The organism is Microbacterium sp. H37-C3, assembly GCF_027157935.1.
Lineage (GTDB): Bacteria > Actinomycetota > Actinomycetes > Actinomycetales > Microbacteriaceae > Microbacterium > Microbacterium plantarum.
Window position 1 is genome coordinate 38,292 of record NZ_JAPVLR010000003.1, and the last position, 23,558, is coordinate 61,849.

The window sequence follows — 23,558 nt, forward strand, 5'->3', positions numbered from 1 at the left end:
CGCGGGTCGGAGGCAGAAGCCGCTGGCCACCGGAGACACCGCGGGAGTCGCATTGCACGGAAACGCCACCACTCGTTACGACGACGTCGCCCTCCTCTCGGTGGCGAGTGTCCTCCCCTCCCGCATCACCCCGTCAGACGCGATAGAGGAGCGGCTGTCGGATGTGCTGCGTCAGCTGAAGCTCAAGCCCGGACTGCTGCGACGCGTCGCCGGCGTGAACGAGCGACGCAATTGGGCGGCGGGCGAGTCGTCCGACGACGCGACGATCCAGGCCGGTCGGCGAGCGCTCGACGAGGCGGGTGTGCGCCCGGATCAGATCGGGCTGCTCATCAACACCTCCGTGTCGCGCAAGCATCTCGAGCCGTCGGTCGCGGTGCGACTGCACCATGGGCTCGGCCTGCCCACCTCGGCCATCAACTTCGACGTGGCCAACGCCTGCCTCGGATTCATCAACGGCATGAGCCTCGCGTCGGGCATGATCCAGTCGGGCCAGATCGACTACGCGATCATCGTCAACGGCGAGGATGCCGACGAGATCCAGGTCAACACCGTCGAGCGACTCAATCGCGGCGGTCTCGGCCGCGACGGCTTCATGAGCGAGTTCGCGTCGCTCACGCTCGGCTCCGGCGCCGCCGCGGCCGTGCTGGGGCGGGCGAGCGAGAACCCCGGCGGGCACCGGATCGTCGGTGGCGTCACCCGCGCGGCCACGCAGTTCCACGAGCTGTGCGTCGGCAGCGTCGACGGGATGTTCACCGACGCCAAAGCGCTCCTGAAAGGCGGGCTCGCGCTCGTCGTCGATGCGTGGAAGGAAGCGCAGTCGACCTTTTCGTGGTCGACGATCGACCGCTACATCACGCATCAGGTCTCGTCCGTGCACACCAACGCGATCGTCAAGGCGGTCGGTCTCGACCGGCGTCGTGTGCCGGTGACCTACCCTCACCTGGGCAACGTCGGACCGGCGTCCATCCCGATCACCCTCGATGCGGAGAAGTCGACGTTGCAGCGTGGCGACCGGGTCCTGCTGATGGGGGTCGGGTCGGGCCTGAACACCAGCATGCTGGAGCTCGCCTGGTGATCCCCTCGGTGCCGCGGGAGCTGCCCGGAGTAGAGAGCAACGTATCGACGACCCGCGTCGTCACCGGTGTCAGCGCCGACGCCGGGTCGCAGCGCCGCTGGCACCTGCTCGACACCGCCCCGCTGCTCGCGCGCGAAGGAATCACGCCCGTCGGGACGATCGTCGCCGTGCACGGCAACCCGACCTGGTCGTATCTCTGGCGCGGGCTCGTCGCTGCGTCGCTGCAGCGCGCACGGGCCGGCCGGCCGGCCTGGCGGATCGTCGCCGTCGACCAGCTCGAGATGGGCTACTCCGAACGGACGTCGCTGACGAGAGGCCTGCCGCAGCGCATCGCCGACCTCGGTGCGATCATCGACGACCTCGACATCACCGGCACCCTCGTCACTCTCGGACACGACTGGGGCGGCCCGGTCTCTCTCGGGTGGGCCGTGCGCAATCGTGGCCGGGTCGACGCCGTCGCCGTGCTCAACACGGCTGTGCACCACCCGGCCGGAATGCCGCTGCCCTCGGCGCTGCGCGTCGCGGGAGCCCGATCGCTGCTGGCAACCACGACGGTCAAGACGACCGCGTTCCTCGACACGACCCTCGCGCTGGCCGATCCCCCGCTCGCGCCCGACGTGCGCGCCGCCTACCGGGCACCCTACGCGTCGAGCGAGCTCCGCCGGGGCATCGGCGCTTTCGTCGCCGACATTCCCGCGACTCCCGACCACCCGAGCACGCCGGCGCTCGATGAGCTCGCGGGCGGTCTCGTCGACCTCACCGTGCCCGCCCTGCTGCTGCGCGGACCGCGCGACCCCGTCTTCGGCGAGCACCACCTCGACGATCTCGCGCGTCGCCTCCCGCACGCCGACGTCCACCGTTTCGAAGGCGCCGGTCACATGCTCGCCGAGGAACGACCGTACGCAGAGCTGGTGCTCGACTGGCTCGACGACAAGGGCCTGTCCGGCGGCGACCCCGTCGACCGCGGCATCCGCGCCGAGGAGGAGAACGCGCACGACGACGCTCAGCCGTTCGTTCCGATCTGGCAGCGACTGTACGACCGGCGCGACGACGGTGACACCGCCGTAGTCGACCTCACCCGTCGGGTCGGCGGCGAACCGCTCGATGTGAGCTGGAACGAGCTCGCGCAGCGCGTCGACCAGCTCGCCGCCGGATTCGCGGCGTTCGGAATCCGTACCGGAGACCGCGTCTCGCTCCTGGTCCAACCCGGCCCGACCCTGACAGCCGTGCTCTACGCATGCCTTCGCATCGGTGCCGTCGTGGTCGTCGCGGACCGGGGGCTGGGCATTCGCGGACTCTCGCGGGCCGTTCGCGGCACCGAGCCCGCTTTCGTCATCGGCGAGCAGGCGGGCCTCGCAGCGGCCCGCGCACTCGGATGGCCCGGCCGACGCATCTCGGCGCCGAACCTCCCGGCGCCGGCAGCGCGCGCGCTCGGCGTCGAGGCGAGTCTGGCCGAGATCGCGGCTTCCGGGTCGCGTGCCACCGTTCCGGCACCCCCGAGCGCGCACGACGAGGCGGCCATCCTCTTCACGTCGGGTTCGACGGGACCGGCGAAGGGCGTCGTCTATACGCACGCGCAGCTGGCCGCGCTGCGCGACACCCTGGGGGCGCACTTCGACGTCACCCCGGACGTCGGACTGGTCACGGGCTTCGCTCCGTTCGCGCTGCTCGGGCCCGCGCTCGGCACGCGCTCGGCGACGCCGCGCATGGACGTCTCGGCACCGCGCACCCTCACGGCCTCCGCCGTCGCCGAAGCCGTGCGCGCCTCGCGTGCGCGAATCGTGTTCCTTTCCCCCGCTGCCGTCGCGAACGTCTGCGCCACAGCCGACGCCCTCACTCCTGACGATCGCGCAGCGCTCGCGCAGGTCCGGACGTTCCTCTCGACCGGCGCGCCGGTGAGCATCGATCTCCTGCGTCAGGCGCACCAGCTCATGCCCGCCGCCGCGGCGCATACGCCGTACGGCATGACCGAGTGCCTGCTCGTCACCGACGTCACCCTCGGCGAGCTCGAGAGCGCACAGCAGGCACCCGACGCCGGGGTCTGCGTCGGCACGCCGATCGGATCGGGCACGGTGCGCATCTCGGCTCTCGACGACGATGGGCGCGCAACGGGCGATCTGTCCGACATGCCGCACGTGACGGGTGAGATCGTCGTCTCGGCACCGCACCTCAAGCGCGGATATCACCGCCTCTGGGCTACCGACCGCGATGCCGTACGCGGCACTCAGGCGCATCCGGGACGCTGGCATCGCACCGGCGATGTCGGCCACCTCGACGGCGAAGGCAGGCTCTGGGTCGAGGGGCGGCTCCCCCACGTCATCGTCACGACCGACGGCCCCGTGACGCCCGTCGGTCCCGAGCAGCAGATCGAGAGCATCGACGACGTTCGCCGTGCCGCGATCGTCGGGGTCGGACCGCGCGGCCGCCAGGTCTGCGTCGCGGTCGTCGAGACGACGCCCGGCGCGCGTCGGCCGGGCCTCGCACCGTCGGATTTGGCCGAGCGCATCCGCGCGGCATCCGACACGCCCGTCGCTGCGGCGCTCGTCGTCCCGGCGCTGCCGACCGACATCCGTCACAACTCCAAGATCGACCGATCGCGCCTGGCGGCCTGGGCCGAGCGCGTGCTCGCGGGCGAGAAGCCGAGCGCGCCGTGATCGTCCTCGCCACCGGTGCATCCGGATTCCTCGGTCGCGCCGTCGTCGCCGAGCTGATCTCCGCCGGACATGAGGTGCGGACGCTGCAGCGTCGCCCCTCGGGTGTCGCCGGGGCGCACGACGTCCGGGGATCCGTCACGGATGCGACGACCGTGTCGGATGCGGTGGCGGGCGCCGATGCCGTCGTCCACCTCGCCGCGAAGGTGTCGCTCGCCGGTGACCGGCGCGAGTTCCACGACGTCAACGTCGGTGGCACGACGACCCTCCTCGACGCCGCGGCGGCAGCCGGCGTGGCGCGCTTCGTTCAGGTCTCCTCACCATCGGTCGCCCATGCCGGGTCTGCGCTCGCGGGAGCGGGGACCGACCCGGCCGACCCCGTCCGCGCGCGCGGCCAATACGCGCGCACGAAGGCGGAGGCCGAGCTCATCGCGCTGAGCCGCGACAGCGCAGCCATGCACGTCGTCGCGGTGCGGCCGCATCTGGTGTGGGGGCCGGGCGACCCGCAGCTCATCGAGCGCATCATCGCTCGCGCGCGGCGGCGCACCCTGCCCCTCCTCAACGGCGGCACGGCGCTGATCGACACCACGTACGTCGACAACGCCGCCTCCGGCATCGTCGCGGCGCTGCACCGGGCGGATGCCGTCGGCGGTCGCGCCTACGTGCTCACCAACGGCGAACCGCGGCCCGTGGGCGACCTGATGGCCGGCATCTGCCGCGCGGCGGGAGCCCCCGAGCCGAAGCTGCGCCTACCGGCTGCCGTCGCGCGTGCGGCGGGAGCCGCCGTGGAGAAGGTCTGGGAGGTGCGTCCCGGCGCCGACGAGCCGCCGATGACGCGTTTCCTCGCCGAACAGCTGTCGACCGCGCACTGGTTCGATCAGACCGACATCCGGCGGGACCTGCAGTGGGCGCCGACCGTCTCGATCGATGAGGGCCTCGCGCGCCTCGCGGAGCACTACGCCGCTCGTCGCTGAGTCACGCCCATCACACCTCAGCGGACTCGGCGCCGCCACGGTACGACGGCGATGACCACGCCGACGAAGGCCACACCGGCCGCGACCGTAGCGGCCAGCAGCGACGGTCCGGCCGGAGGCGGCGCGATCGCATCGAGGACGATCGATGCGGCGAGCAGCCCCACGACCGATCCGAGGCCCAGGAGCAGTACCCCGGTGCGCTTCACCAGCGCGGCCGAGATGACGATGTAGACGACCCCCATCGCGCCGCCCAGGTACATCCAGGGCTCGGACGGCAGCGCCGCGGGCATCCCGTTGACCGTCACGCTCACCGCAGCCGCGATGCCCAGCGCGATGGAGCCGCCCGTGAAGTTCACGACCGTCGTCGACAACGGGCTGCCGAGCTCCTGGCGCAGGCGCCCGTTGGTGCCCTGCTGCCAGGCGATGCCGGCTCCGGCGATGAGCGGCAGCGCCAGCATCCACCACGCGACCGGCTCACCCCGCTGACCGAGCGCGCACAGCACAACGCCGACGATCGCGAGCAGTCCCCCGACCAGGCGGGGCACGGTCACGGCGACCACCCCGGCGGGTCCGTACCCGACGCGGTCAAGTACCAGTCCGCCCGCCGTCTGGCCGGCGACCAACCCGACGGTGAAGAGCGCGACTCCGATCGTGGCGACGGTGAGTCCCTGCGTGGCGACCGTGACGGCGCCCGCGAGGCCGCCCAGCAGCATCCAGGTGGGGATGCCGCGCCCCGCCCCCGCGATCAGGAGACGGAGTCCCCGCCGCCCGCTGGGAGCCAGCAGGGTGATCGCGAGGATGAGCACCAGCCCGCTTCCGAACGAGATGGATGCCGCGACGAACCCGTCACCGATCGCTGCGCCGAGCGCGCCGTTGATGCGCGCTTGAACGGCGGTGAGGACGCCGATGAACACCGTCGCGGCGATCGCCGCTCCGAGCGGCAGAGCCGGGGGTCGAGTCTGATCGGTCACTGGGTCAATAGTGCATCAGGAGCGCCGCACGCCACGAACCCGCGAGCACTGCATCCGCCCCCTCTTGACGCTCGCAGGACGAACCGGGACCGTGGAGAAGGAGAACGGGGAACGGTTCGCGGGTCTGGTCCGCACGTCGCACATCCCCCCTCGGTGCGGCGGCCGACCCGCGAATCGTTCTTCTCGGGGACCATCATGGGGCGATTCATCTATGGCAACGGCAACACCAAAGTCGAGATCGAGGACCGCGCGCTCGCGCACCTGCAGCAGGTGATCGGGTCGAAGCTGCGGCGCAACGAGTGCTTCTTCTTCACGTGGCGCGACGACGTGAGCATTGGCGACGGGCGGCGGTCGGTCTGGATCCATCAGAATGCCGACCTGGTGTTCAAGTACCACGGTCACCGTTCGCCGCAGCTCAACCGCGACTGGCTCGAGGCGCTCACCGCCGTCGCGAATTCCGGGAGCGGTCTGTACCTGACCCCGGAGCCGACCCCTCGCGGGCGCGGCGGTCGCGATGCCGTGACGATGCACGATCGTGCCGACATGATCGGGCTGAACTGACGCGACGCTTAGGCTTGTCCCATGTACGTGGGCACCATTCGTCGTGTCGAGAACACCACCGTCGAACTTGCCGGGCACTCGCTCGAGGAGATCCGCGATCAGGCGCAGGCTGCCGCGCCGGAGGGCTTCGACCTCGTGTCGGCTCCCGTCCAGATGATCAAGGGCAGCACAGAGCTGAAGGCGACCGCGACGTATCAGCGGCGCGACGGTTTGCGCGACATCGAGGCCGATGATCGGCAGGCGCTCTTCGCGCAGGTGCCGGAGGGCTGGCAGCTCGTCAACATCCGCAAGCACTGACGACGCGTCCGCGCGCCATCTCGTCGGGATGTCGTCGGGCCATGACAGTCTTCGGGCCGGGAGAGGAGAACCCGGCCTGTGGGGACCAACAAGCGCTACGCCGATGCGATCGATCGCCGTGCCGACGAGCGCACCGAGCGGGTCCTCATGCGCATCCCGCCGTGCACGATCCCGATGCAGGCCTACGGCCCCGACCCGCTCGAGTGGCCGGCGGAGCGGCCCGCAGTGTGGGCGTGGGTGTCGTGGCCGCACAAGCCGGCCGAACGAGTCGCGGCCGTCGCACACGGATGGAACGACCGCGTCGTGGTGGTGCATTGGATGAGCCCCGCCGGCGAGCTCAACACGGTCGTCTGGCGCAACGCCGTCACGCGTCGGAGCGACCACAGGCGCGGTTAGCCCGCCGAGCGCGAGTTGGCAACCCCGTGCCGCATCGCGGGGTGCGGTGGCATCGTGCACGGCGATGCGTTACGTGAAGTACGGGGGCGAGACTTTCATCACCAGCGACGCCGTCGCCCGCGCGCTGCTGGCTCTGACCGCGAGCGTCGCCGCCACATCGGGAAGTGAAGTCGTCACCATCCTCGCGATCGAACCGGGATCGGAGGAACCCGCGCAGGTCGACCTCGTGATCGGGGCGGGCATCCACATCCTGTCCCGGCCCGCCGCCATCGACATCCCGGAACCCGACTTCGAGGATGCCGTCGGATGGCTGCAGCTTCATCCCGACTATCCGCGGCTCTCATCGGAGCCCGAAGCGACGCAGAATCCCGACGATCTCTCGTCGTGGAATGACGACTTCGGCGGAGCGATCGACATCATCTGAGAGACCCAGGGTGAGGCTGGCCGCAGGACACCGCTGAGCCCGCGCCGTCGACGCCAAGGCCGACATCGACATCCGCACCGACACCGACAGTCGTCTCCGTGCCGTCGTGCGCCGAGATGCTGACGACCGAGCAGGTGCGTGCAGCTGCTAACGACGACGCCAGAATCGGTGCGCTATCCACCATCGCGTGGAGCGCTGAAGCTCTGGCCGGCCCGCTGGCTCGCGCCGCATACGAGGGCGCCCGCGAAACGACGAGTTGCGGCTGGGGAATCCCGATGTCAGACGGCGTCGTGAACGTGGAGGTCGCCCTGCTGGAGCCGCCGGTGGCTCAGGAGCTCCGAACCGCGCTCACGGCCTCGAACGAGTACGCATACGACAGCTTCTCAAGTGTCGACGTCTTCCACCGCGACCTCGAGGACGGCATCGGGAGTGCTCTCGCATACGCGATGAGCGACGGCGTGTGGGTGATCGTCGACGGCACACTCGTCGACGAGACGACCGCCGCGGAACTCGCTCGCGAGGTGATGGGGCGAATCCTCACGAGCTGAGAGAGCCTGGAGCCGACTACGGGACTCGAACCCGTAACCCCCGTATTACAAGTACGGTGCGCTACCAATTGCGCCAAGTCGGCAAGGCGTCCAGTCTAGCGACGGACGCGAGCGGCGCCGAAACGTCGGCGGCCGCAGGCAGCCCGTCAGGACGCGGGCGCCTCGGTCGGGGTCGGAGTCGGGGTGGGCGCGGACTTGTAGTACGCGTCGCTCGCGGTCGTCAGCACGAACTGCGAGAACTCGGCCGGGTCGCTCAGGTCGCCGATGTACTGCTTGCCGTTGACGAGCACCATCGGCGTACCGGTCAGCGCCAGCCCATTCGTGTCAGGGATGCCGGCGACGGCGCGCTCGGTCGCCGACTTCGCCCATGCGGCGTACGAGCCCGACTCGATGCAGTCGCGGACCACGCGGGTCGAATCGACGCCGGAAGCCTGCGCCATGTTGGCGAGCTCGGTGTCGGAGTAGCCGTCGGAGTCGACCTCGGGCTGACGCGTCAGCAGTTCGTTGTTGAACGCGAAGAAGGCGTCGGGCGCGTTCGTCGCAACGCAGGCTGCAGCGCTGGCCGCACGGAGCGAGTACTTCGTTCCGTTCGACTTCGCCGTCAGCATCGCGACCGGGTAGTAGCTGAGCGTGACCGCACCGTCGTCGACCCACGAGGTCAGCTGCTGCGCATTGGCGACCTGCCACTCGCGCGCGCCAGCGGAGAGGTAGTCGACGTAGACCCGGATCTCGACGGGCGGTGCCGTCGTGGAGGTCGGACTAGGAAGGCCCTCGGCGGGAGTCGCGGCCGCGGCATCCGGGGCGGGCTCGGCAGGCGCGGACGCGTCGGTCTCGGCGGCGATGTCGGTGGAGACCGAGGTATTGACGACGTCGGCGACGACGAAGCCGTCGCCCGACGCGGTGGCGGGCTCGAGCTGCGGCTTGCTGCCGGCGCTCGAGACGGTCATGGTGACGGCCACCGCTGCGGCTGCCACGACTCCGACGGCGAGCACCCCGAGACCCGAGCGACGCGCGATGCGGGCGCGCGACTGCCGGGTGTGAACCTGCAGCGCCTTCTCGCGCACCGCCTCGCGACGGTCGATGACTGCCGGCGATTCGGGAGCGTCAGGAGTGTCGTCAGAAGACATGGAACCTCGGGGAACAGAAGTAAGGAGGAGGCCGCGCGGGGCGACTCGCGACGGGCCTCACGGGTCACTCGATGGTAATCAGCCAGCCTGGGAAAGCCCAGAGCACCACCCGGAATGCGTTGTCTCCCGCACGCCCGCGCCCGTGCCATACTGAGAGCGCGCCCGATGAGGGGCGTACGGGGGCGACCCCGTTCCATTCACAACGGATCGTCCGGCACGTACCTGCCGGTGAAGGAGAAGAAACGATGGCGACTGTCACTTTCGACAACGCAACCCGTCTGTACCCCGGTGGCACGCGCCCCGCGGTCGACAAGCTCAACCTCGAAGTGGGCGACGGCGAGTTCCTCGTCCTGGTCGGCCCCTCCGGTTGCGGAAAGTCCACCTCGCTGCGCATGCTCGCCGGCCTCGAAGAGGTCAACTCGGGCAGCATCCGCATCGGTGAGCGCGACGTCACCGACGTTCCCCCGAAGGACCGCGACATCGCGATGGTCTTCCAGAACTACGCGCTCTACCCGCACATGACGGTCGCCGAGAACATGGGCTTTGCGCTCAAGATTGCCGGTGTCGGCAAGGAAGAGCGCGCGCAGCGCGTGCTCGAGGCCGCCAAGCTCCTCGACCTCGAGGAGTACCTGACCCGCAAGCCGAAGGCCCTCTCGGGTGGTCAGCGTCAGCGTGTCGCGATGGGCCGCGCCATCGTCCGCAAGCCCCAGGTGTTCCTCATGGACGAGCCGCTGTCGAACCTCGACGCCAAGCTCCGCGTCCAGACGCGCACCCAGATCGCTTCGCTGCAGCGCAGCCTCGGGGTCACCACGGTCTACGTCACGCATGACCAGACCGAGGCCCTCACCATGGGTGACCGCATCGCGGTCCTCAAGGACGGCATCCTGCAGCAGGTCGGCACCCCGCGCGACCTGTACGAGAAGCCGAACAACGTCTTCGTCGCCGGCTTCATCGGCTCGCCTGCCATGAACCTGTTCACGGCGTCGCTCGCCGAGGGCGGTGTGCAGTTCGGCACCAAGGTCGCCGCGGTCGAGGCCGACACGCTCGGCAAGGCACACGGTTCGACGGTCACGATCGGCATCCGCCCCGAGGACATCATCGTCAACCCCGAGGACGGCCAGGGCCTGACCGTCGACGTCGACCTGGTCGAGGAGCTCGGTGCTGACGGCTACCTCTACGGCCACACCGACATCAACGGCAAGCGCACCGACATCGTCGCGCGCGTCGACGGCCGCCGTCACCCGAACGCGGGCGACAAGGTCGTCCTGGCTCCCGTCACCGGACACGTTCACGTGTTCGACGGCGAGACCGGCGAGCGCCTCACCGACAAGGCCATCGCTTCGGCCTGATCCGGTATCTTCGTACGCTGCGGCGCGGGTGGCCTCTGGTCGCCCGCGCCGCAGTCTTTGCGCCTCACATCCGATCGGAGAATCCGTGACCGCCTCGCTCTCGATCACCGCCAGCAGCGTCGACCCGGGTCTGCTCGCCCTACCCTGGTCGACGACCCTCGCCGACTGGTCGACGCCCGACATCGTCTACCTTCCCAAGGGCATCTCGCGTCACCTCGTGCGCTTCGCGAACCTGTCCGGACGCGTCGTCGCGATCAAGGAGACGACGGCGACGATGGCTCGGCGCGAGTACGAGATGCTCGGCTCGCTGCAGCGCCTCGACGTGCCCTGCGTCGAGCGCGTCGCAGTCATCGACGGACGTCGCGACGAGAACGGCGAGGAACTGCCGGCTGCCCTCGTCACGGCTCACCTGAAGTTCTCCCTCCCCTACCGCGCCCTTTTCACCCAGGTGCTGCGTCCCGACACGGCGACGCGCCTCGTCGACGCCCTCGCCGTGCTCCTCGTGCGCCTGCACAACGTCGGCTTCTTCTGGGGCGACGTCTCGCTGTCGAACACGCTCTTCCGCCGCGACGCCGGCGCGTTCGCCGCGTACCTGGTCGACGCCGAGACCGGCGAGCTGCACGAGCGGGGCCTCACGCGCGGTCAGCGGATGCACGACCTCGACATCGCACGCACGAACATCGCCGGCGAGATCATGGACCTCGAAGCCGGTGGCCGCCTCGAGGGCGGTGTGGACGCCATCGCGATCGCCGACGGCATCATGTCGTCGTACCACTCCCTGTGGGCGGCCCTCACCGACCAGGAGACGTTCTCGGCGAACGAGTCGTGGCGCATCACCGAGCGCGTCCAGAAGCTCAACTCGCTCGGGTTCGACATCGGCGAGATGTCGATCGACGCGGCCGCCGACGGCACGCGCGTATCGATCCAACCGAAGGTCGTCGACGCCGGCCACCACCAGCGTCGCCTGCTCCGCCTGACGGGACTGGATGTCGAGGAGAATCAGGCCCGCCGTCTGCTCAACGACCTCGACGAGTTCAGCGCGCGTGTGTCACGCCTCGGGTCGAACGAGGAGATGGTCGCGCACGAGTGGCTGACCCGCGTGTTCGAGCCCGTCGTCCTCTCGGTGCCGTGGGACCTGCGCGCCAAGCTCGAACCGGCGGAGCTCTTCCATCAGGTGCTCGAGCACCGCTGGTACCTCTCGCAGACCGAGGGGCGGTCCGTTCCCCTCGCAGAGGTGCTGTCGTCGTACGTCGAGAACGTGCTCCGTCACCGGCGCGACGAGGCGACCGTCATGGGGCCGCCGACCGAGACGATGTCGGTGCCGATCGTCACCGACTCCGTCCCGGTCGACGACGACGAGGCGGAGGTCGACTGGCGCGACCTGGTCTGAGCGCCCGGTCGCCGGCGCTCCGAGGGCGTGCCGCCGGTCAGTAGCCGACGGTGAAGCGCTCGCGGACGTGCTTCGAGTTCTCGATCTCGTCGACGACCGCGATGGCGAAGTCGGCGCCCGAAATGAACGAGTCGCCGTTCTCGTCCGTCACGAGCACGTCTCCACCGTCGCGATAGTGTCCGGTGCGCTCGCCCGGGTTGAATGAGCCGAAGCCGCCGGCGGGGTGGATGAAGAACCAGTCACGACCGCTCTCGTCGGCCTGCAGATCTTCGAGGATGCCGATCGCCTCGAGCGCCTCGTCCTTGAACTCCTCGGGGAAGCCGCTGTCGATCAGGCGCGGACCGCCCGGCGCGACGAGGCTGCCACCCGCGCCGCCGACCACGCCGACGCGCACGTTCTCGGGAAGACTCTCGACCAGCAGCGCCGTGTTCGGGCGCACCTGGCCCTGCATGTCGCCGCGCGGTGCGACGGCCGAGACCACGACATCGACGCCCTCGAGCTGACCGACGAGCGCGGGCACGTCGAGCAGGGTGCCTTCGAGGTAGGTCGCACCCTCGACGCGCTCAGCGGGAACCTTGCGGGCGACCGAGACCACGGTGTGGCCGCGCGACACGGCTTCCTCGACGATGTGGCTGCCGGCGTAGCCGGTGCCTCCGATGACAGCGATGCGTGCCATGACTGTTACCTCCGTTGGATGTCGAGCGCAGACCGCGGTCCGCGCGTGTGGCGAGTCAGCGAGCGGGCTGGGTGTGCCAGATACGGTCGATGTAATCGCGGATGGAGCGGTCCGACGAGAAGAAACCCGTGCGGGCGACGTTCAGGATGGCCGAACGGGTCCAGGCATCGCGGTCGGCGTAGGCGGCATCCACCCGCTCCTGCGCCGCGATGTACGACGTGTAGTCGGCCAGCACCATGAACCGGTCGTCGTAGAGCAGGTTCGACACGACGGGCTCGAAGGTCGAGCGGTCGCCCTCCGAGAACGCGCCCGACCCGATCAGGTCCAGGGCACGGCGCAGCTCGTCGTCAGCCTGGGCGAACTCTCCCGGCCGGTAGCCGGCGGCCCAGAGTTCCTCGACCTCGGGCTCGCTCATGCCGAACAGGAAGAAGTTGTCGTCGCCGACGAGCTCACGGATCTCCACGTTCGCGCCGTCATCGGTGCCGATGGTGAGCGCGCCGTTCAGGGCGAACTTCATGTTGCCCGTGCCCGAAGCCTCCTTGCCGGCCAGCGAGATCTGCTCCGACAGGTCGGCGGCGGGGATGACCCGCTCGGCCAGGGTGACGTTGTAGTTCGGCGGGAAGACGACCTTGAGGCGCCCCTCGAGGCGCGGGTCGTTGTTGACGACGGCGCCGACCGCGTTGATGAGATGGATCACCCGCTTGGCCATCGCGTAGCCGGGAGCCGCCTTCGCGCCGAAGATGAAGGTGCGCGGCTGCAGGTCGGATACCGCCACTCGGCCCGACACGACACGCTCGTAGAGGGTGACGATGTGCAGCAGCTTCAGCGTCTGACGCTTGTACTCGTGCAGCCGCTTGACCATGACGTCCAGCAGATGGTCGTCGGCGATCTCGAAGCCGTCGCGCTTCATCAGAACGTCGTTGAGGCGCCGCTTGTTCGCGGCCTTCACGTCGGCGAAGGCAGCGCGGAAGTCCGGATCCTCCGCGTACGATTCGAGTTCACGCAACCGCTCGAGGTCGGTGAGCCAGCCCGTGCCGAGCGCGGCCGTGATGAGCTCGGAGAGCTTCGGGTTCGCCAGCCGCATGAACCGGCGCGGCGTGACGCCGTTCGTGACGTTCGTGAACTTCTCGGGCATCATCTCGTCGAACTGATGCAGCACCTTCTCGCGCAGCAGCTGCGAGTGCAGCTCGGCGACACCGTTCACCTTCGCCCCGGCGACCGTCGCGAGGTAGGCCATGCGCACGGCCCGGTGCTCGGAGACGATCGACATGTCGCGCAGACGCTGCTCGTCGTCGCCGAACCGCTCGCGCACGCGCAGCAGGAACTCGTCGTTGATGCGGTAGATGATCTCGAGATGCCGCGGCAGCAGGCGACCGAGCAGATCGACCGACCAGACCTCGAGCGCCTCGGGCAGCAGGGTGTGGCAGGTGTAGGCGAAGCACTTCTGGGTGATCGCCCACGCGGCATCCCAGTCGAGCTTCCGCTCGTCGACCAGCACGCGCATCATCTCGGGGACGGCGATGACGGGGTGGGTGTCGTTGAGCTGGAAGATGACGCGGTCGGGCAGATCCTCGAGATCGAAGTCCTCCGGCAGCACCTTCGTCATGTAGTCGGCGATGGATGCCGCGACGAAGAAGTACTGCTGCTGCAGGCGCAGCTCTTTGCCCTGCGGAGTGGAGTCCTCGGGGTAGAGGACCTTCGAGATGTTCTCGGCGAAGGTCTGCGCGCGCACCGCCTCGACGTAGTCGCCGCTGTTGAAGGTGCGCAGGTCGAAGGCCTTCGTCGCCTCGGCGCTCCAGAGGCGAAGGGTGTTCACCCGACCGTTCTGGTAGCCGGGGACCATGTAGTTGTAGGGCACGGCACGGACGCTCCAGGCCGGCACCCACCGGCTGCGGATGACGCCGTCATCGTCGTAGGTCTCGGTGTGACCCGCGAACGACACGATCTGCGCCGCTTCGGGGTGACGGAACTCCCACGGCGAGCCGAGTGCGAGCCAGGCATCCGGCTTCTCGATCTGCTCGCCGCCCCGGAACACCTGCCGGAAGATGCCGTATTCGTAGCGGATGCCGTAGCCGATACTTGGCACGCTGAGGGTGGCCAGCGAATCGACGAAGCACGCGGCCAGTCGCCCGAGACCGCCGTTGCCGAGGCCCGGCTCGACCTCGTGGGCACGCATCGTGTCGATGTCGATGCCGCACGCGGCCAGTGCTTCGGTGGCGATGTCGGTGAGCCCCGACGCGAGCAGGTTGTTGTCGAGCTGGCGCCCGAGCAGATACTCCGCCGACAGGTAGCAGACGGCCTTCCGCTGGTCCTCGCGCTGACGTCGCTGATCTTCGAGCCACCGCGCGACGAGGTAATCGCGGACGGTCGCCGCGAGCGCCATGTACTTGTCGGTCTCGGTGGCCGCCGACAGCGCGACGCCGCGCTCCATGTTGAGGTTCAGCAGAAACTCACGCACGAAACCGTCGACCGTGGCCGGAGGCGAGCTCACCGGCGCGAGCGCCAGCGGGTGGGTCGCGACGATCGTGCGGGAGCCGGAGGTGTTGTCGTTCTCGCTCACGGTTCGAAACTACCCGCTGGATCGTCATCCCACGGGGTCGTCTCTGATGGACCGCCCGGAATTTACAGGAAGGTCATCGCTCGGTCACAGCCGGCGTCACCGCGATCACTCCTGGGCGGCGCGGATCGTGGCGACCTGGTAGAGCGCGACGGACGCCGCGATGCCGGCGTTCAGCGACTCGGTCGCCGACGAGATGGGGATCGAGACGACCTGGTCGCACGTCTCCGTCACCAGACGCGAGAGCCCCTTGCCCTCCGAGCCCACGACGATGACGACCGGGCGGTCGGCCAGCTGCAGCGCCGGCAGCGCGACGTCTCCCCCGCCATCGAGACCGAGTACGAAGACGCCCTGCTTCTTGAACTCCTTCAGCGTGGTCGTCAGGTTCGGTGCGATCACGACCGGGATGCGCGCGGCCGCGCCGGCGCTGGTCTTCCAGGCGGCCGAGTTGACGCCCGCTGAGCGGCGCTGCGGCACGATGACGCCCTGGCTGCCGAAGGCGGCCGCCGAGCGCATGATCGCCCCGAGGTTGCGGGGGTCGGTGACGCCGTCGAGCGCGACGAGCAGCGGTGTCTCGCCCGAGTCGATGACCTTCTCGAGAAGATCCTGCGGGTGGCCGTACTCGTACGGGGGCACCTTGATCGCGACGCCCTGGTGCACGCCGTCGAACCCGGCCATGCGGTCGAGTTCCTGCCGCGTGACCTCGAGCACGGGGATGCCGCGGTTCGTGGCGATCGACAGCATCTCCTTGACGCGGTCGTCCATCTCGACGCGCTGCGCGATGTAGAAGGCGGTGGCGGGGATCTTGGCGCGCAGCGCCTCGAGGACGCTGTTGCGGCCGGTGACCGTCTCGGTGTCGTCACCCGACTTCGACTTGGGCGCGCGGTTCGAGCTGCCCTGGCGCTGCTGCGGCTTGCCGCCGGCAGCGATGTAGCGCTCCTGGGCGGCCTTGCGCTTACCGGCGGGGTGCCAGGCGCGGTCTTCGGCCTTCGGGGTCGGGCCGCGCCCCTCGAGCGAGCGACGGTTCTTGCCGCCGGTGCCCTTGGTGGGGCCCTTCTTCTTGCCGCGTCCGGCGGACGGGTTTCCTGGCTTAGCCACGGTTCACACTCCAATGGGTCCCCTCGGGACCGTCTTCGAGGACGATGCCGGCCGCCGCGATCGCGTCGCGGATGCGGTCGGCCGTCGCCCAGTCCTTGGTGGCGCGCGCCTCGGCGCGCTGGTCGATCATGGTGCGCACGAGCGCATCGAGAGCGATGGTCTCGGCGTCGTCGCCGCGCGCCTCGCCGGCGGGGTCGAGTCCGAGCACAGCGAGCATTCCCGAGACGGCTGCGACGGCATGCGCCACTGCGTCTCGATCGCCGACGTCGAGAGCGGTGTTGCCCGCCCGAACCGTCTCATGCAGCACGGCGAGCGCCTGCGGGACGGCGAGATCGTCGTCCATCGCCGAGGCGAAGGCGGCGGGAAGTTCGACGTCGCGAGGCGCTGATGCGTCGGGAAGCACGCGCGCGGCGCGCTGCAGGAACGCCTGGATGCGGGCGAGCGCCGCCTCCGCCTCATCGAAACTCTGTGAGGTCAGGTCGAGGCTCGATCGGTAGTGGGCGGCTCCGAGCGCGTATCGCACGACGCGGGGGTCGCGCTCACGCAGCACATCGTCGGCGAGCAGGAAGTTGCCGAGCGACTTCGACATCTTCTGATCGCCGACCGTGACGAGGCCGTTGTGAACCCAGTAGCGCGCGAAGGCGTCACCCGCGGCGGTGGACTGCGCGAGCTCGTTCTCGTGGTGCGGGAAGCGCAGGTCGAGCCCGCCGCCGTGGATGTCGAACTCGCCGCCGAGGTAGCGCCGGCTCATCGCCGAGCACTCGATGTGCCAGCCGGGACGGCCGAGTCCCCAGGGGGAGCTCCAGGCGGCGTCCGACGGCTCTTCGGGCTTGGCGCCCTTCCACAGGGCGAAGTCGCGCGGATCGCGCTTGCCTCGGGGGTCGGCGTCCGCCGCGGCCTCCATCGCGTCGAGCGACTGGCGCGTCAACGAGCCGTAATCGGGCCACGACCGCACATCGAAGTACACGTCTCCCGATCCGTCCGGCGCCGCATAGGCGTGGCCGCGCTCGATGAGGGTCTCGATGAGCCCGATCATCTGCGGAACGGATGCCGTGGCGCGCGGCTCGTACGTCGGCGCGAGCACGCCGACCGCCGCATAAGCTCGAGTGAACTCGAGCTCGATCCGGTAGGCGAGCGCCCACCAGGGCTCGGCATCCGTCGCATTGGCGAGGATCTTGTCGTCGATGTCGGTGACGTTGCGGACGAAAGTCACCCGCCCGTGACGGTACTCGAGCCAGCGACGCAGGATGTCGAACCCGACAGCGGCCCGGACATGGCCGATGTGGGGCCCCGACTGGACCGTCGGACCGCAGACGTAGACCGTGACGTTCGACGGGTCGCGCGGCGCGAAATCGCGCAGCGCCTGCGCGCGGGTGTCGTAGAGGCGAACGGTCACTGCACCAGCCTACCGGCGGGCTGCCGCGCCGCCGTGGCATGAGCGCGCTCTGAGACGCGGTAGAACTGGAGGGTGCTGCCCGTGATCGCCGTCCTCGCCGCGGCAGTGCTGTTCGGCACGACCGGCACCGCACAGGCCCTCGGCCCCGAGAGCACCACACCACTGGGGGTCGGCGCCGCCCGGCTCATCGTCGGCGGCACGGCGCTCGCTGCCGTCGGCCTTTCGGTCGGGGCCCGAAGACAGCGCGCACGCTTCGCTCGCGACGGCATCCGCCCGGTCACGAGTTCGCGCGCCGTCGCCCTCATGGCACTGACCGGGCTCTGCCTCGCCCTCTACCAGCCGTTGTTCTTCCTCGGCACGGCGCGCAACGGTGTCGCCGTAGGGACGGTCATCGCACTCGGATCCGCGCCGGTGCTGGCGGGACTGCTCGAGTGGGCCCTCACGCGGCGGCGGCCGACGACGTCGTGGATGACCGCGACCGCCCTGGCCACGGCCGGAGTCGCCCTGCTCGCCGTCGCGGGAGGCGGCTCGGCGGGGGCGGACGGTCTCGGCGTGCTGGGGTCACTCGGGGCGGGCGCCTCGTTCGCGGTGATCGCCAACGCGCAGCGGCGGCTGATCTCCGGCGGCTGGGACGCCTTCACCGTCTCGGGCGCGATGGGAGCCGGAGCTGCGGCGTGCGGCGTCGCGATGCTCCCCTTCACCGACATGGGCTGGCTTACCGACCCCCGCGGCTGGACGATGGCTCTCTGGCTCGGGCTCGCGACCGTCGCGCTCGCCTACGCCCTGTTCACCTGGGGGCTCGGCGGTCTGAGCGACGCGACCGCGGCGACTCTCACCCTCGCCGAACCGCTGACGGCAAGTCTGCTCGGCGTCATCCTGCTCGGTGAACGTCTCGCTCCGCTCGCGCTCGTTGGGCTGGCGGTGCTCGCCGCGGGCCTGGTGCTGCTCGCCGCGACCTCGCGCTCTCGTAGCAACCCCGCCCCGACACCCCTGGAGGCCTGACATGACGGAATCGCTCACCATCGTCCGAGATGATCTCTCCGGCCTCGCGACGCGCGGGCTGCTGGCCGCACATCTGGCCGGCATGCTCGCGAACACGCCCGTCGAGAGCGTGCACGCACTCGACCTGACGGCGCTGCAGCATCCCTCCGTGCGGGTGTACTCGGCTTGGCTGGGCGACGAGATCGCCGCCGTCGGAGCGTTCAAGGTCTTCGGCAGCGACCGCGCGGAGATCAAATCCATGCGCGTCTCGGAGGCCTTCGTCGGGCGCGGGCTCGGGCGCGCGATGCTGCAGCACCTCGAGCGGGAAGCCCGGGACGCCGGCATCCGCTCGCTCTGGCTCGAGACCGGCTCCGGCGCGGCTTTCGTCCCGGCACGCGGACTCTACGAGAGCGCCGGGTTCTCGTACTGCCCGCCCTTCGGCGACTACTCCCCCGATCCGCTGTCGGTGTTCATGACGCGCGACCTCGATCCCGCGACTGAGTCCGCTGCTCGCTGAGCCGCAGCGCGGTCGACGTCGGGCGCACTTCGATGCATCAGGCGCAGCTCGAACCGCGCTTCATCCACGCAACTGCGCCCGAGCCGCGGCGGATGCCGGTCGGCCCCTCAGCGGATGCGGTGAACGAGGGCGACGGCGGTCGCTGAGACGCCTTCGCCGGCGCCGGTGAACCCGAGCCCGTCGGTCGTCGTCGCGGCGACGGAAACCGGCGCCCCGAGGGCATCTGTCAAGACCGCCTCGGCCTCGGCCCGGCGCGGCGCGAATCGCGGGCGGTTGGCCTGCACCTGAACCGAGACGTTGCCGATCGCGAACCCGGCCTCAGACACGAGCTCGCGCACCCGCCGCAGGAAGACGACGCCCGAGGCGCCCGCATACTCAGGGCGGTCGACGCCGAAGTGGGTGCCGATATCGCCGAGGCCCGCGGCCGCGAGCACCGCGTCGACGATCGCGTGGGCGACGGCGTCACCGTCGGAGTGACCGCGCAGTCCGGCCTCATCGGGCCAATCGAGCCCAGCCAGCCGCAATGCCCCGTCTCCCCCGAACGCGTGGACGTCCGTACCGATACCGACGAGCGGGATCACGGATGCCGCAGCAGTCGCCGGCCGCAACAGGTGACACGCTCGATCGAGGTCGGCGGGCGTGGTGATCTTGAACGACAGGTCGTCGCCCATCACCGTGTGGACGGGGTGACCGACGGCCGCGAACAGGGCGGCGTCGTCGGTGTACTCCTCGGCCGCCGCGGCGTACGCCGCCTCGAGGAGAGCGCGGGGGAAACCCTGGGGGGTCTGCGCCGCTACGAGCGGAGTGCGATCGACGGCTTCATCGACCACGGCGCCGGTCACGCGTTTGAGCGTATCGACGACCGGTCGGGCGGGGATGACCCCGGCGCCGGTGCGTTCGACCTCGGCGATCACCCGTTCGAAGACATCCGGCGGGGTGAGGGCGCGAGCGGCGTCATGGACGAGGACGGTCTCGACGTCGGCCCACAGCGCTGCGAGCCCCGCGGCGACCGACTGCTGCCGCGTCTGGCCACCGACGACGACCGAGACGAGATCGGAACGCCCGCCGAACGCCGCTTCGGCCTCGGTCAGCGCGTCGCCTTCACGCCCGCGCGGAACGACGATCACGACCTGCGCCGCCGGCGCAGCGGAAATGCCGTCGAGCGCGTGCCTCAGGATCGAATGCTCGTCGATGCCGACGAAAGCCTTCGGCGCCCCGGCCGACAAGCGTGTTCCGGAACCGGCCGCGACGACGACGATAGCGACGCGCGGAACGGGGATGATGCCCACGGCAGCGGATGCCGGATCGGCCTCAGGAGGCGAGGACCTCGTCGAGGACGCCCGAAGCGTGGTCCTCATCTGCCTTCAGCGCGAGCGCGATCTCGGAGACGAGGATCTGACGCGCCTTGGCGAGCATGCGCTTCTCACCCGCGGACAGGCCACGGTCCTGATCGCGACGCCACAGGTCGCGAACGACTTCGCTCACCTTGATGACATCGCCCGAGGCGAGCTTCTCGAGGTTGGCCTTGTACCGACGCGACCAGTTGGTCGGCTCTTCGGTGAAGGGCGCGCGCAGGACGTCGAACACGCGCTCGAGACCGTCCTTGCCGATGACGTCGCGAACGCCGACCAGGTCGACGTTGTCAGCCGGGACCTCGATGATGAGGTCTCCCTGGGTGACGTTGAGCTTCAGGTATTTCTTCGTCTCGCCCTTGATGATCCGGTCCTTGACCTCGATGATCGTGGCTGCCCCGTGGTGGGGGTAGACGACGGTTTCGCCAACCTCAAAAAGCATGGAGTTATATCCCTTCGGCAACATCCAGGATAACACAGGGGGCATACAGTAAGGTTTGCCGCCGCTTATGCCCCGCAGCGTCCAGCCAGTGTCGGCGGACCAGCCTCGTCACCCTCTAGACTGCTGATGACGCCGTCTGCCTGCCTGGAGGATCCGTGAAACTGCGAATCGTCGCTTCGATTGCCGTGGGCGCCGCCCTGACCCTGGGAGCCGCCGGCTGCAGCATGATCGCGCCGCAGGCGACCACGATCGACTTCTCCGCTTCGGACGGCGTGAACATCCCGCCGTCCGGCCCGCTCGACGTCCGCAACGCGATGGTCATCGCCGACGAGTCCGGCACGGCCGGCAACTTCCTCGCCGCCATCGTCAACCCCACCGACGAGGACCACACGCTCATCTTCGGGTTCGACGGCGTCACCACCGAGATCGAGGTTCCGGCCCGCGACAGCATCAGCCTGGGCGTCGACGGCAACGAGCCGATCCTGCTCGACGGCATCGACACCAAGCCCGGCGCGACCCTTCCGATGTCGTTCCAGTCGGGCGACGCCGAGGGCGTACGCATCGACGTGCCCGTCCTCGACGGCAAGCTTCCCTACTACACCGAGTACGTCCCGCTCGAGACGCCGACCCCGTCGGCGACCCCCACACCGACGGCGACGCCCACCCCGTGACGACTCGGCGCATCTGACGCGAAGAGAGGGCCCCGCGTTCATCGCCGGGCCCTCTCTTTTCATCGCGCTCGCGAGCGTCAGCCTTCGAATCGATAGCCGAGGCCCCGAACGGTGAGCAGCATCGACGGCTGCCCCGGGTCGCTCTCGATACGCGAGCGGATGCGCTTGATGTGCACGTCCAAGGTCTTCGTGTCACCGAAGTAGTCGCTGCCCCACACGCGGTCGATCAGCTGCCCGCGGGTCATCACGCGTCCGGCGTTGCGCATGAGCACTTCGAGCAGCTCGAACTCCTTGAGCGGCATGTTGATCACGCTGCCGTCCACGGCGACCGTGTGACGGTCGAGGTCGATCGTCACCCGACCGCCGACGAGCACGCGTTCGTCGACATCGACCTCTGCGGTCGCCGCACGGCGCAGCACAGCCCGCATCCGCGCCAGCAGCTCGCGCGACGAGTACGGCTTCGTCACGTAATCGTCGGCGCCCAATTCCAGCCCGACGACGATGTCGACCTCGGAGTCCTTGGCCGTGAGCATGATGATCGGGATCTTCGACGTCGTCCGGATGATGCGGCACACCTCGGTTCCCGGCATCCCGGGCAGCATGAGGTCGAGTAGCACGATGTCGGCACCACGCGACTCGAAAGCCTCGAGCGCAGCGGGTCCGTCCTCGGCGATCTCGACCTCGAAGCCCTCCCGTCGCAGCAGGTAGGCCAGCGGGTCGGCGAGGTCGGGCTCATCCTCCACGAGCAGGACACGGGTCATGATGGGTCTCCCTTCGTCCGGGCGGGAAGGGCCCGGGCGATCTTCTTTCTGGTCTTCCGGGGCGTCGGCGCCGCGCCGTCGGGCGCGGCGATCGCGGGAAGGCGGATGGTGAACGTGGAGCCGCGGCCCGGCCGCGACCACAGCTGGACCTCGCCCCCGTGGCGTTGCACGGCGTGCTTGACGATCGACAGCCCGAGCCCGGTGCCCCCGGTGCGTCGGGAACGGGCGTAGTCGGCCCGGTAGAAGCGCTCGAAGACGCGCTGCTGCTCGCTCTCGGGGATCCCGATGCCCCGGTCGGTGACGGCGATCTCCACCGTGTCGCCGTTGCCACGGATGCCCACGCCCACTTGGCTCGCCGGCGGCGAATAGACGATGGCGTTGGCGATGAGATTGCCCACCGCCTCGCTCAGCACCTGCACGTCCCCGCGGACGTAGAGCCCGCGGTCGCCACCGCGCACGAGGGCGACGCCCGCCGACTCGGCAGCGATCGCGTGCGTCTCGATCGCCGACGTGACGACCTCGTCGATCGCGACGTCGCGCAGCTCGGTCAGCTCGTCGGAGGATTGCAGGCGAGACAGGCTCATGATGCGCGAGGTCAGGTTGCCGAGCCGCATCGCCTCGGCGCTCAGCCTGCTGGCGAACGAGCGCACCTGTTCCGGGTCGTCGGCAGCGGACTCGATCGCCTCGGCGAGCAGAGTGACGGCTCCGACCGGTGTTTTCAGCTCGTGGCTCGTGTTGGCCACGAAGTCGCGTCGCATCTCGGCGAGGCGCTCGCGCTCGGTGATGTCGCGGACCAGCACGAGCGTGAAACGCGGCGTGATGCTGCTGGCGCGCGCGACGATGAGGCGTGGTTCCGCCGGCGCGACGCCGCGTCGGAGCTTCAGCGTTCCCGTCTCGGAGTGCGGCACGCCGCGGGAAGACCGCAGCAGCTCGCGCAGCTCGTCGCCGGGGATCGACTCGCCCTCAAAGAGACCGAACAGCTCGGCGGAGGGCGACGTCGCGACGATCGTGAACGACGCGTCGACGATGAGCGCAGCCTCGTCGAGGGCGCCCAGAACGTCACGCGCGCCCGCAGGCAGTTCACCGTCGGCCTGTTCCTGCGCCTGAGCGCGAGCACGCCAGGCGAGGAAGGCCACGGCGCTGATGAGAAGGCCGACGAACACGCCCGCGAGAAGGGCGAGCAGCGCGAGCTGCGTCGGATTCATTCCTCCAGATTAGAACGCGGCGCAGGGTCCGCCCATCGCGTCTCGGCCGTTCCTCCCCCGACTCGCGCGGATGTTCATCGGCTCGGCACCGTTCGTTAACCTTGTCGAGCGACAATCGCGTCGCCGTGAGTACGGCGTC

General features: G+C 69.6%; 23 protein-coding genes and 1 tRNA gene. 13 read left to right on the forward strand and 11 right to left on the reverse strand.

All coding sequences use genetic code 11. The annotated features are described in order from the left end of the window. Positions 1-52 precede the first annotated feature (52 nt). Genes O1W71_RS09235 through O1W71_RS09245 form a run of 3 tightly spaced genes read left to right on the forward strand, consistent with a single transcriptional unit; the run spans position 53 to position 4,700 of the window. Positions 53-1,075, forward strand: a complete 1,023-nt coding sequence (locus tag O1W71_RS09235; RefSeq protein ID WP_240309742.1) for a 3-oxoacyl-ACP synthase III — start codon at positions 53-55, stop codon at positions 1,073-1,075. 8 nt (positions 1,076-1,083) lie between these two features. Continuing rightward, entirely contained in the window at positions 1,084-3,729 is a 2,646-nt protein-coding gene (locus O1W71_RS09240) for an alpha/beta fold hydrolase (RefSeq protein WP_269267584.1), read from the forward strand. Further along, the gene (locus O1W71_RS09245) at positions 3,726-4,700 is read left to right on the forward strand and encodes an NAD-dependent epimerase/dehydratase family protein (RefSeq protein WP_269267585.1); all 975 of its coding nucleotides are present in this window, start codon (positions 3,726-3,728) and stop codon (positions 4,698-4,700) included. The genes O1W71_RS09240 and O1W71_RS09245 overlap by 4 nt, the downstream gene beginning before the upstream one ends. A gap of 17 nt (positions 4,701-4,717) precedes the next feature. On the opposite strand, the gene O1W71_RS09250 is transcribed toward O1W71_RS09245, so the two are convergent. Continuing rightward, positions 4,718-5,671 carry a DMT family transporter gene (locus tag O1W71_RS09250; RefSeq protein WP_269267586.1) on the reverse strand — a complete coding sequence of 318 codons (954 nt, stop codon included), beginning with the start codon at positions 5,669-5,671 and terminating at the stop codon, positions 4,718-4,720. A gap of 195 nt (positions 5,672-5,866) precedes the next feature. Between O1W71_RS09250 and O1W71_RS09255 the strand changes: the two genes are divergently transcribed. The 5 genes from O1W71_RS09255 (at position 5,867) to O1W71_RS09275 (ending at position 7,897) form a co-directional block, all read left to right on the forward strand. Continuing rightward, positions 5,867-6,232 (forward strand): DUF7882 family protein, encoded by a 366-nt coding sequence (locus tag O1W71_RS09255; RefSeq protein ID WP_269267587.1) that lies wholly within the window; start codon positions 5,867-5,869, stop codon positions 6,230-6,232. A gap of 21 nt (positions 6,233-6,253) precedes the next feature. Further along, positions 6,254-6,529: a hypothetical protein gene (locus O1W71_RS09260; RefSeq protein ID WP_112617109.1), complete on the forward strand. Its 276-nt coding sequence runs from the start codon at positions 6,254-6,256 to the stop codon at positions 6,527-6,529. Between the two features lie 78 nt (positions 6,530-6,607). Continuing rightward, positions 6,608-6,925, forward strand: coding sequence for a hypothetical protein (locus O1W71_RS09265; RefSeq protein ID WP_269267588.1), 318 nt, complete (start codon positions 6,608-6,610; stop codon positions 6,923-6,925). A gap of 64 nt (positions 6,926-6,989) precedes the next feature. After that, positions 6,990-7,349 (forward strand): hypothetical protein, encoded by a 360-nt coding sequence (locus O1W71_RS09270; protein WP_269267589.1) that lies wholly within the window; start codon positions 6,990-6,992, stop codon positions 7,347-7,349. A 98-nt stretch (positions 7,350-7,447) separates the two neighbouring features. Then, on the forward strand, positions 7,448-7,897 hold the full coding sequence (locus tag O1W71_RS09275) for a hypothetical protein (RefSeq protein ID WP_269267590.1): 450 nt from the start codon (positions 7,448-7,450) through the stop codon (positions 7,895-7,897). 7 nt (positions 7,898-7,904) lie between these two features. On the opposite strand, the gene O1W71_RS09280 is transcribed toward O1W71_RS09275, so the two are convergent. Continuing rightward, positions 7,905-7,980: transfer RNA gene (locus O1W71_RS09280), tRNA-Thr, on the reverse strand. Positions 7,981-8,043: 63 nt separating this feature from the next. Continuing rightward, positions 8,044-9,024, reverse strand: a complete 981-nt coding sequence (locus tag O1W71_RS09285) for a DsbA family protein (RefSeq protein WP_269267591.1) — start codon at positions 9,022-9,024, stop codon at positions 8,044-8,046. A 245-nt stretch (positions 9,025-9,269) separates the two neighbouring features. Here O1W71_RS09285 and O1W71_RS09290 point away from each other — a divergent pair, with 245 nt between their 5' ends. Both O1W71_RS09290 and O1W71_RS09295 read left to right on the forward strand, forming a co-directional pair. Next, positions 9,270-10,373 (forward strand): ABC transporter ATP-binding protein, encoded by a 1,104-nt coding sequence (locus tag O1W71_RS09290; protein ID WP_112617116.1) that lies wholly within the window; start codon positions 9,270-9,272, stop codon positions 10,371-10,373. 85 nt (positions 10,374-10,458) lie between these two features. Beyond that, positions 10,459-11,763 (forward strand): DUF4032 domain-containing protein, encoded by a 1,305-nt coding sequence (locus tag O1W71_RS09295; RefSeq protein ID WP_112617117.1) that lies wholly within the window; start codon positions 10,459-10,461, stop codon positions 11,761-11,763. A gap of 37 nt (positions 11,764-11,800) precedes the next feature. On the opposite strand, the gene O1W71_RS09300 is transcribed toward O1W71_RS09295, so the two are convergent. The 4 genes from O1W71_RS09300 to cysS form a co-directional block, all read right to left on the reverse strand. Continuing rightward, the gene (locus O1W71_RS09300) at positions 11,801-12,439 is read right to left on the reverse strand and encodes an NAD(P)-dependent oxidoreductase (protein ID WP_269267592.1); all 639 of its coding nucleotides are present in this window, start codon (positions 12,437-12,439) and stop codon (positions 11,801-11,803) included. 55 nt (positions 12,440-12,494) lie between these two features. After that, complete coding sequence (locus O1W71_RS09305) at positions 12,495-14,963, reverse strand: glycogen/starch/alpha-glucan phosphorylase (protein ID WP_442924318.1); 2,469 nt, start codon at positions 14,961-14,963, stop codon at positions 12,495-12,497. A 141-nt stretch (positions 14,964-15,104) separates the two neighbouring features. Then, entirely contained in the window at positions 15,105-16,094 is a 990-nt protein-coding gene (gene rlmB, locus O1W71_RS09310) for a 23S rRNA (guanosine(2251)-2'-O)-methyltransferase RlmB (protein ID WP_269267593.1), read from the reverse strand. Then, complete coding sequence (cysS, locus tag O1W71_RS09315) at positions 16,087-17,490, reverse strand: cysteine--tRNA ligase (RefSeq protein WP_269267594.1); 1,404 nt, start codon at positions 17,488-17,490, stop codon at positions 16,087-16,089. The genes rlmB and cysS overlap by 8 nt, the downstream gene beginning before the upstream one ends. A gap of 72 nt (positions 17,491-17,562) precedes the next feature. On the opposite strand from cysS, the gene O1W71_RS09320 reads away from it, so the two are divergent. Together O1W71_RS09320 and O1W71_RS09325 are read left to right on the forward strand one after the other, a co-directional pair. Then, entirely contained in the window at positions 17,563-18,492 is a 930-nt protein-coding gene (locus tag O1W71_RS09320; RefSeq protein WP_269267595.1) for a DMT family transporter, read from the forward strand. Position 18,493: 1 nt separating this feature from the next. After that, complete coding sequence (locus O1W71_RS09325; protein WP_269267596.1) at positions 18,494-18,988, forward strand: GNAT family N-acetyltransferase; 495 nt, start codon at positions 18,494-18,496, stop codon at positions 18,986-18,988. A gap of 107 nt (positions 18,989-19,095) precedes the next feature. Here the strand turns inward: O1W71_RS09325 and ispD are convergent, their stop codons facing one another. Both ispD and O1W71_RS09335 read right to left on the reverse strand, forming a co-directional pair. After that, a complete protein-coding gene (gene ispD, locus O1W71_RS09330) occupies positions 19,096-20,346 on the reverse strand; it encodes a 2-C-methyl-D-erythritol 4-phosphate cytidylyltransferase (RefSeq protein ID WP_442924142.1) in 1,251 nt (416 codons plus the stop codon). Next, positions 20,300-20,782 (reverse strand): CarD family transcriptional regulator, encoded by a 483-nt coding sequence (locus O1W71_RS09335; RefSeq protein ID WP_023954865.1) that lies wholly within the window; start codon positions 20,780-20,782, stop codon positions 20,300-20,302. The genes ispD and O1W71_RS09335 overlap by 47 nt, the downstream gene beginning before the upstream one ends. A gap of 155 nt (positions 20,783-20,937) precedes the next feature. Between O1W71_RS09335 and O1W71_RS09340 the strand changes: the two genes are divergently transcribed. Further along, positions 20,938-21,453 (forward strand): DNA modification methylase, encoded by a 516-nt coding sequence (locus O1W71_RS09340; protein WP_269267598.1) that lies wholly within the window; start codon positions 20,938-20,940, stop codon positions 21,451-21,453. A gap of 77 nt (positions 21,454-21,530) precedes the next feature. Here O1W71_RS09340 and O1W71_RS09345 read toward each other — a convergent pair whose 3' ends face one another. Continuing rightward, complete coding sequence (locus tag O1W71_RS09345) at positions 21,531-22,214, reverse strand: response regulator transcription factor (protein ID WP_112617125.1); 684 nt, start codon at positions 22,212-22,214, stop codon at positions 21,531-21,533. Continuing rightward, a complete protein-coding gene (locus O1W71_RS09350) occupies positions 22,211-23,419 on the reverse strand; it encodes a sensor histidine kinase (RefSeq protein ID WP_269267599.1) in 1,209 nt (402 codons plus the stop codon). Before O1W71_RS09350 ends, O1W71_RS09345 begins: the two co-directional genes overlap by 4 nt. Between the last annotated feature and the right edge of the window lie 139 nt (positions 23,420-23,558).

Coding starts and splice junctions, on each gene's coding strand:
- O1W71_RS09255 (WP_269267587.1), top strand. CDS start 5,867: ATGGGGCGATTCATCTATGGCAACGGCAACACCAAAGTCGAGATCGAG.
- O1W71_RS09260 (WP_112617109.1), top strand. CDS start 6,254: ATGTACGTGGGCACCATTCGTCGTGTCGAGAACACCACCGTCGAACTT.
- O1W71_RS09270 (WP_269267589.1), top strand. CDS start 6,990: ATGCGTTACGTGAAGTACGGGGGCGAGACTTTCATCACCAGCGACGCC.
- O1W71_RS09285 (WP_269267591.1), bottom strand. CDS start 9,024: ATGTCTTCTGACGACACTCCTGACGCTCCCGAATCGCCGGCAGTCATC.
- O1W71_RS09290 (WP_112617116.1), top strand. CDS start 9,270: ATGGCGACTGTCACTTTCGACAACGCAACCCGTCTGTACCCCGGTGGC.
- O1W71_RS09300 (WP_269267592.1), bottom strand. CDS start 12,439: ATGGCACGCATCGCTGTCATCGGAGGCACCGGCTACGCCGGCAGCCAC.
- O1W71_RS09325 (WP_269267596.1), top strand. CDS start 18,494: ATGACGGAATCGCTCACCATCGTCCGAGATGATCTCTCCGGCCTCGCG.
- ispD (WP_442924142.1), bottom strand. CDS start 20,346: ATGAGGACCACGCTTCGGGCGTCCTCGACGAGGTCCTCGCCTCCTGAG.
- O1W71_RS09335 (WP_023954865.1), bottom strand. CDS start 20,782: ATGCTTTTTGAGGTTGGCGAAACCGTCGTCTACCCCCACCACGGGGCA.
- O1W71_RS09345 (WP_112617125.1), bottom strand. CDS start 22,214: ATGACCCGTGTCCTGCTCGTGGAGGATGAGCCCGACCTCGCCGACCCG.
- O1W71_RS09350 (WP_269267599.1), bottom strand. CDS start 23,419: ATGAATCCGACGCAGCTCGCGCTGCTCGCCCTTCTCGCGGGCGTGTTC.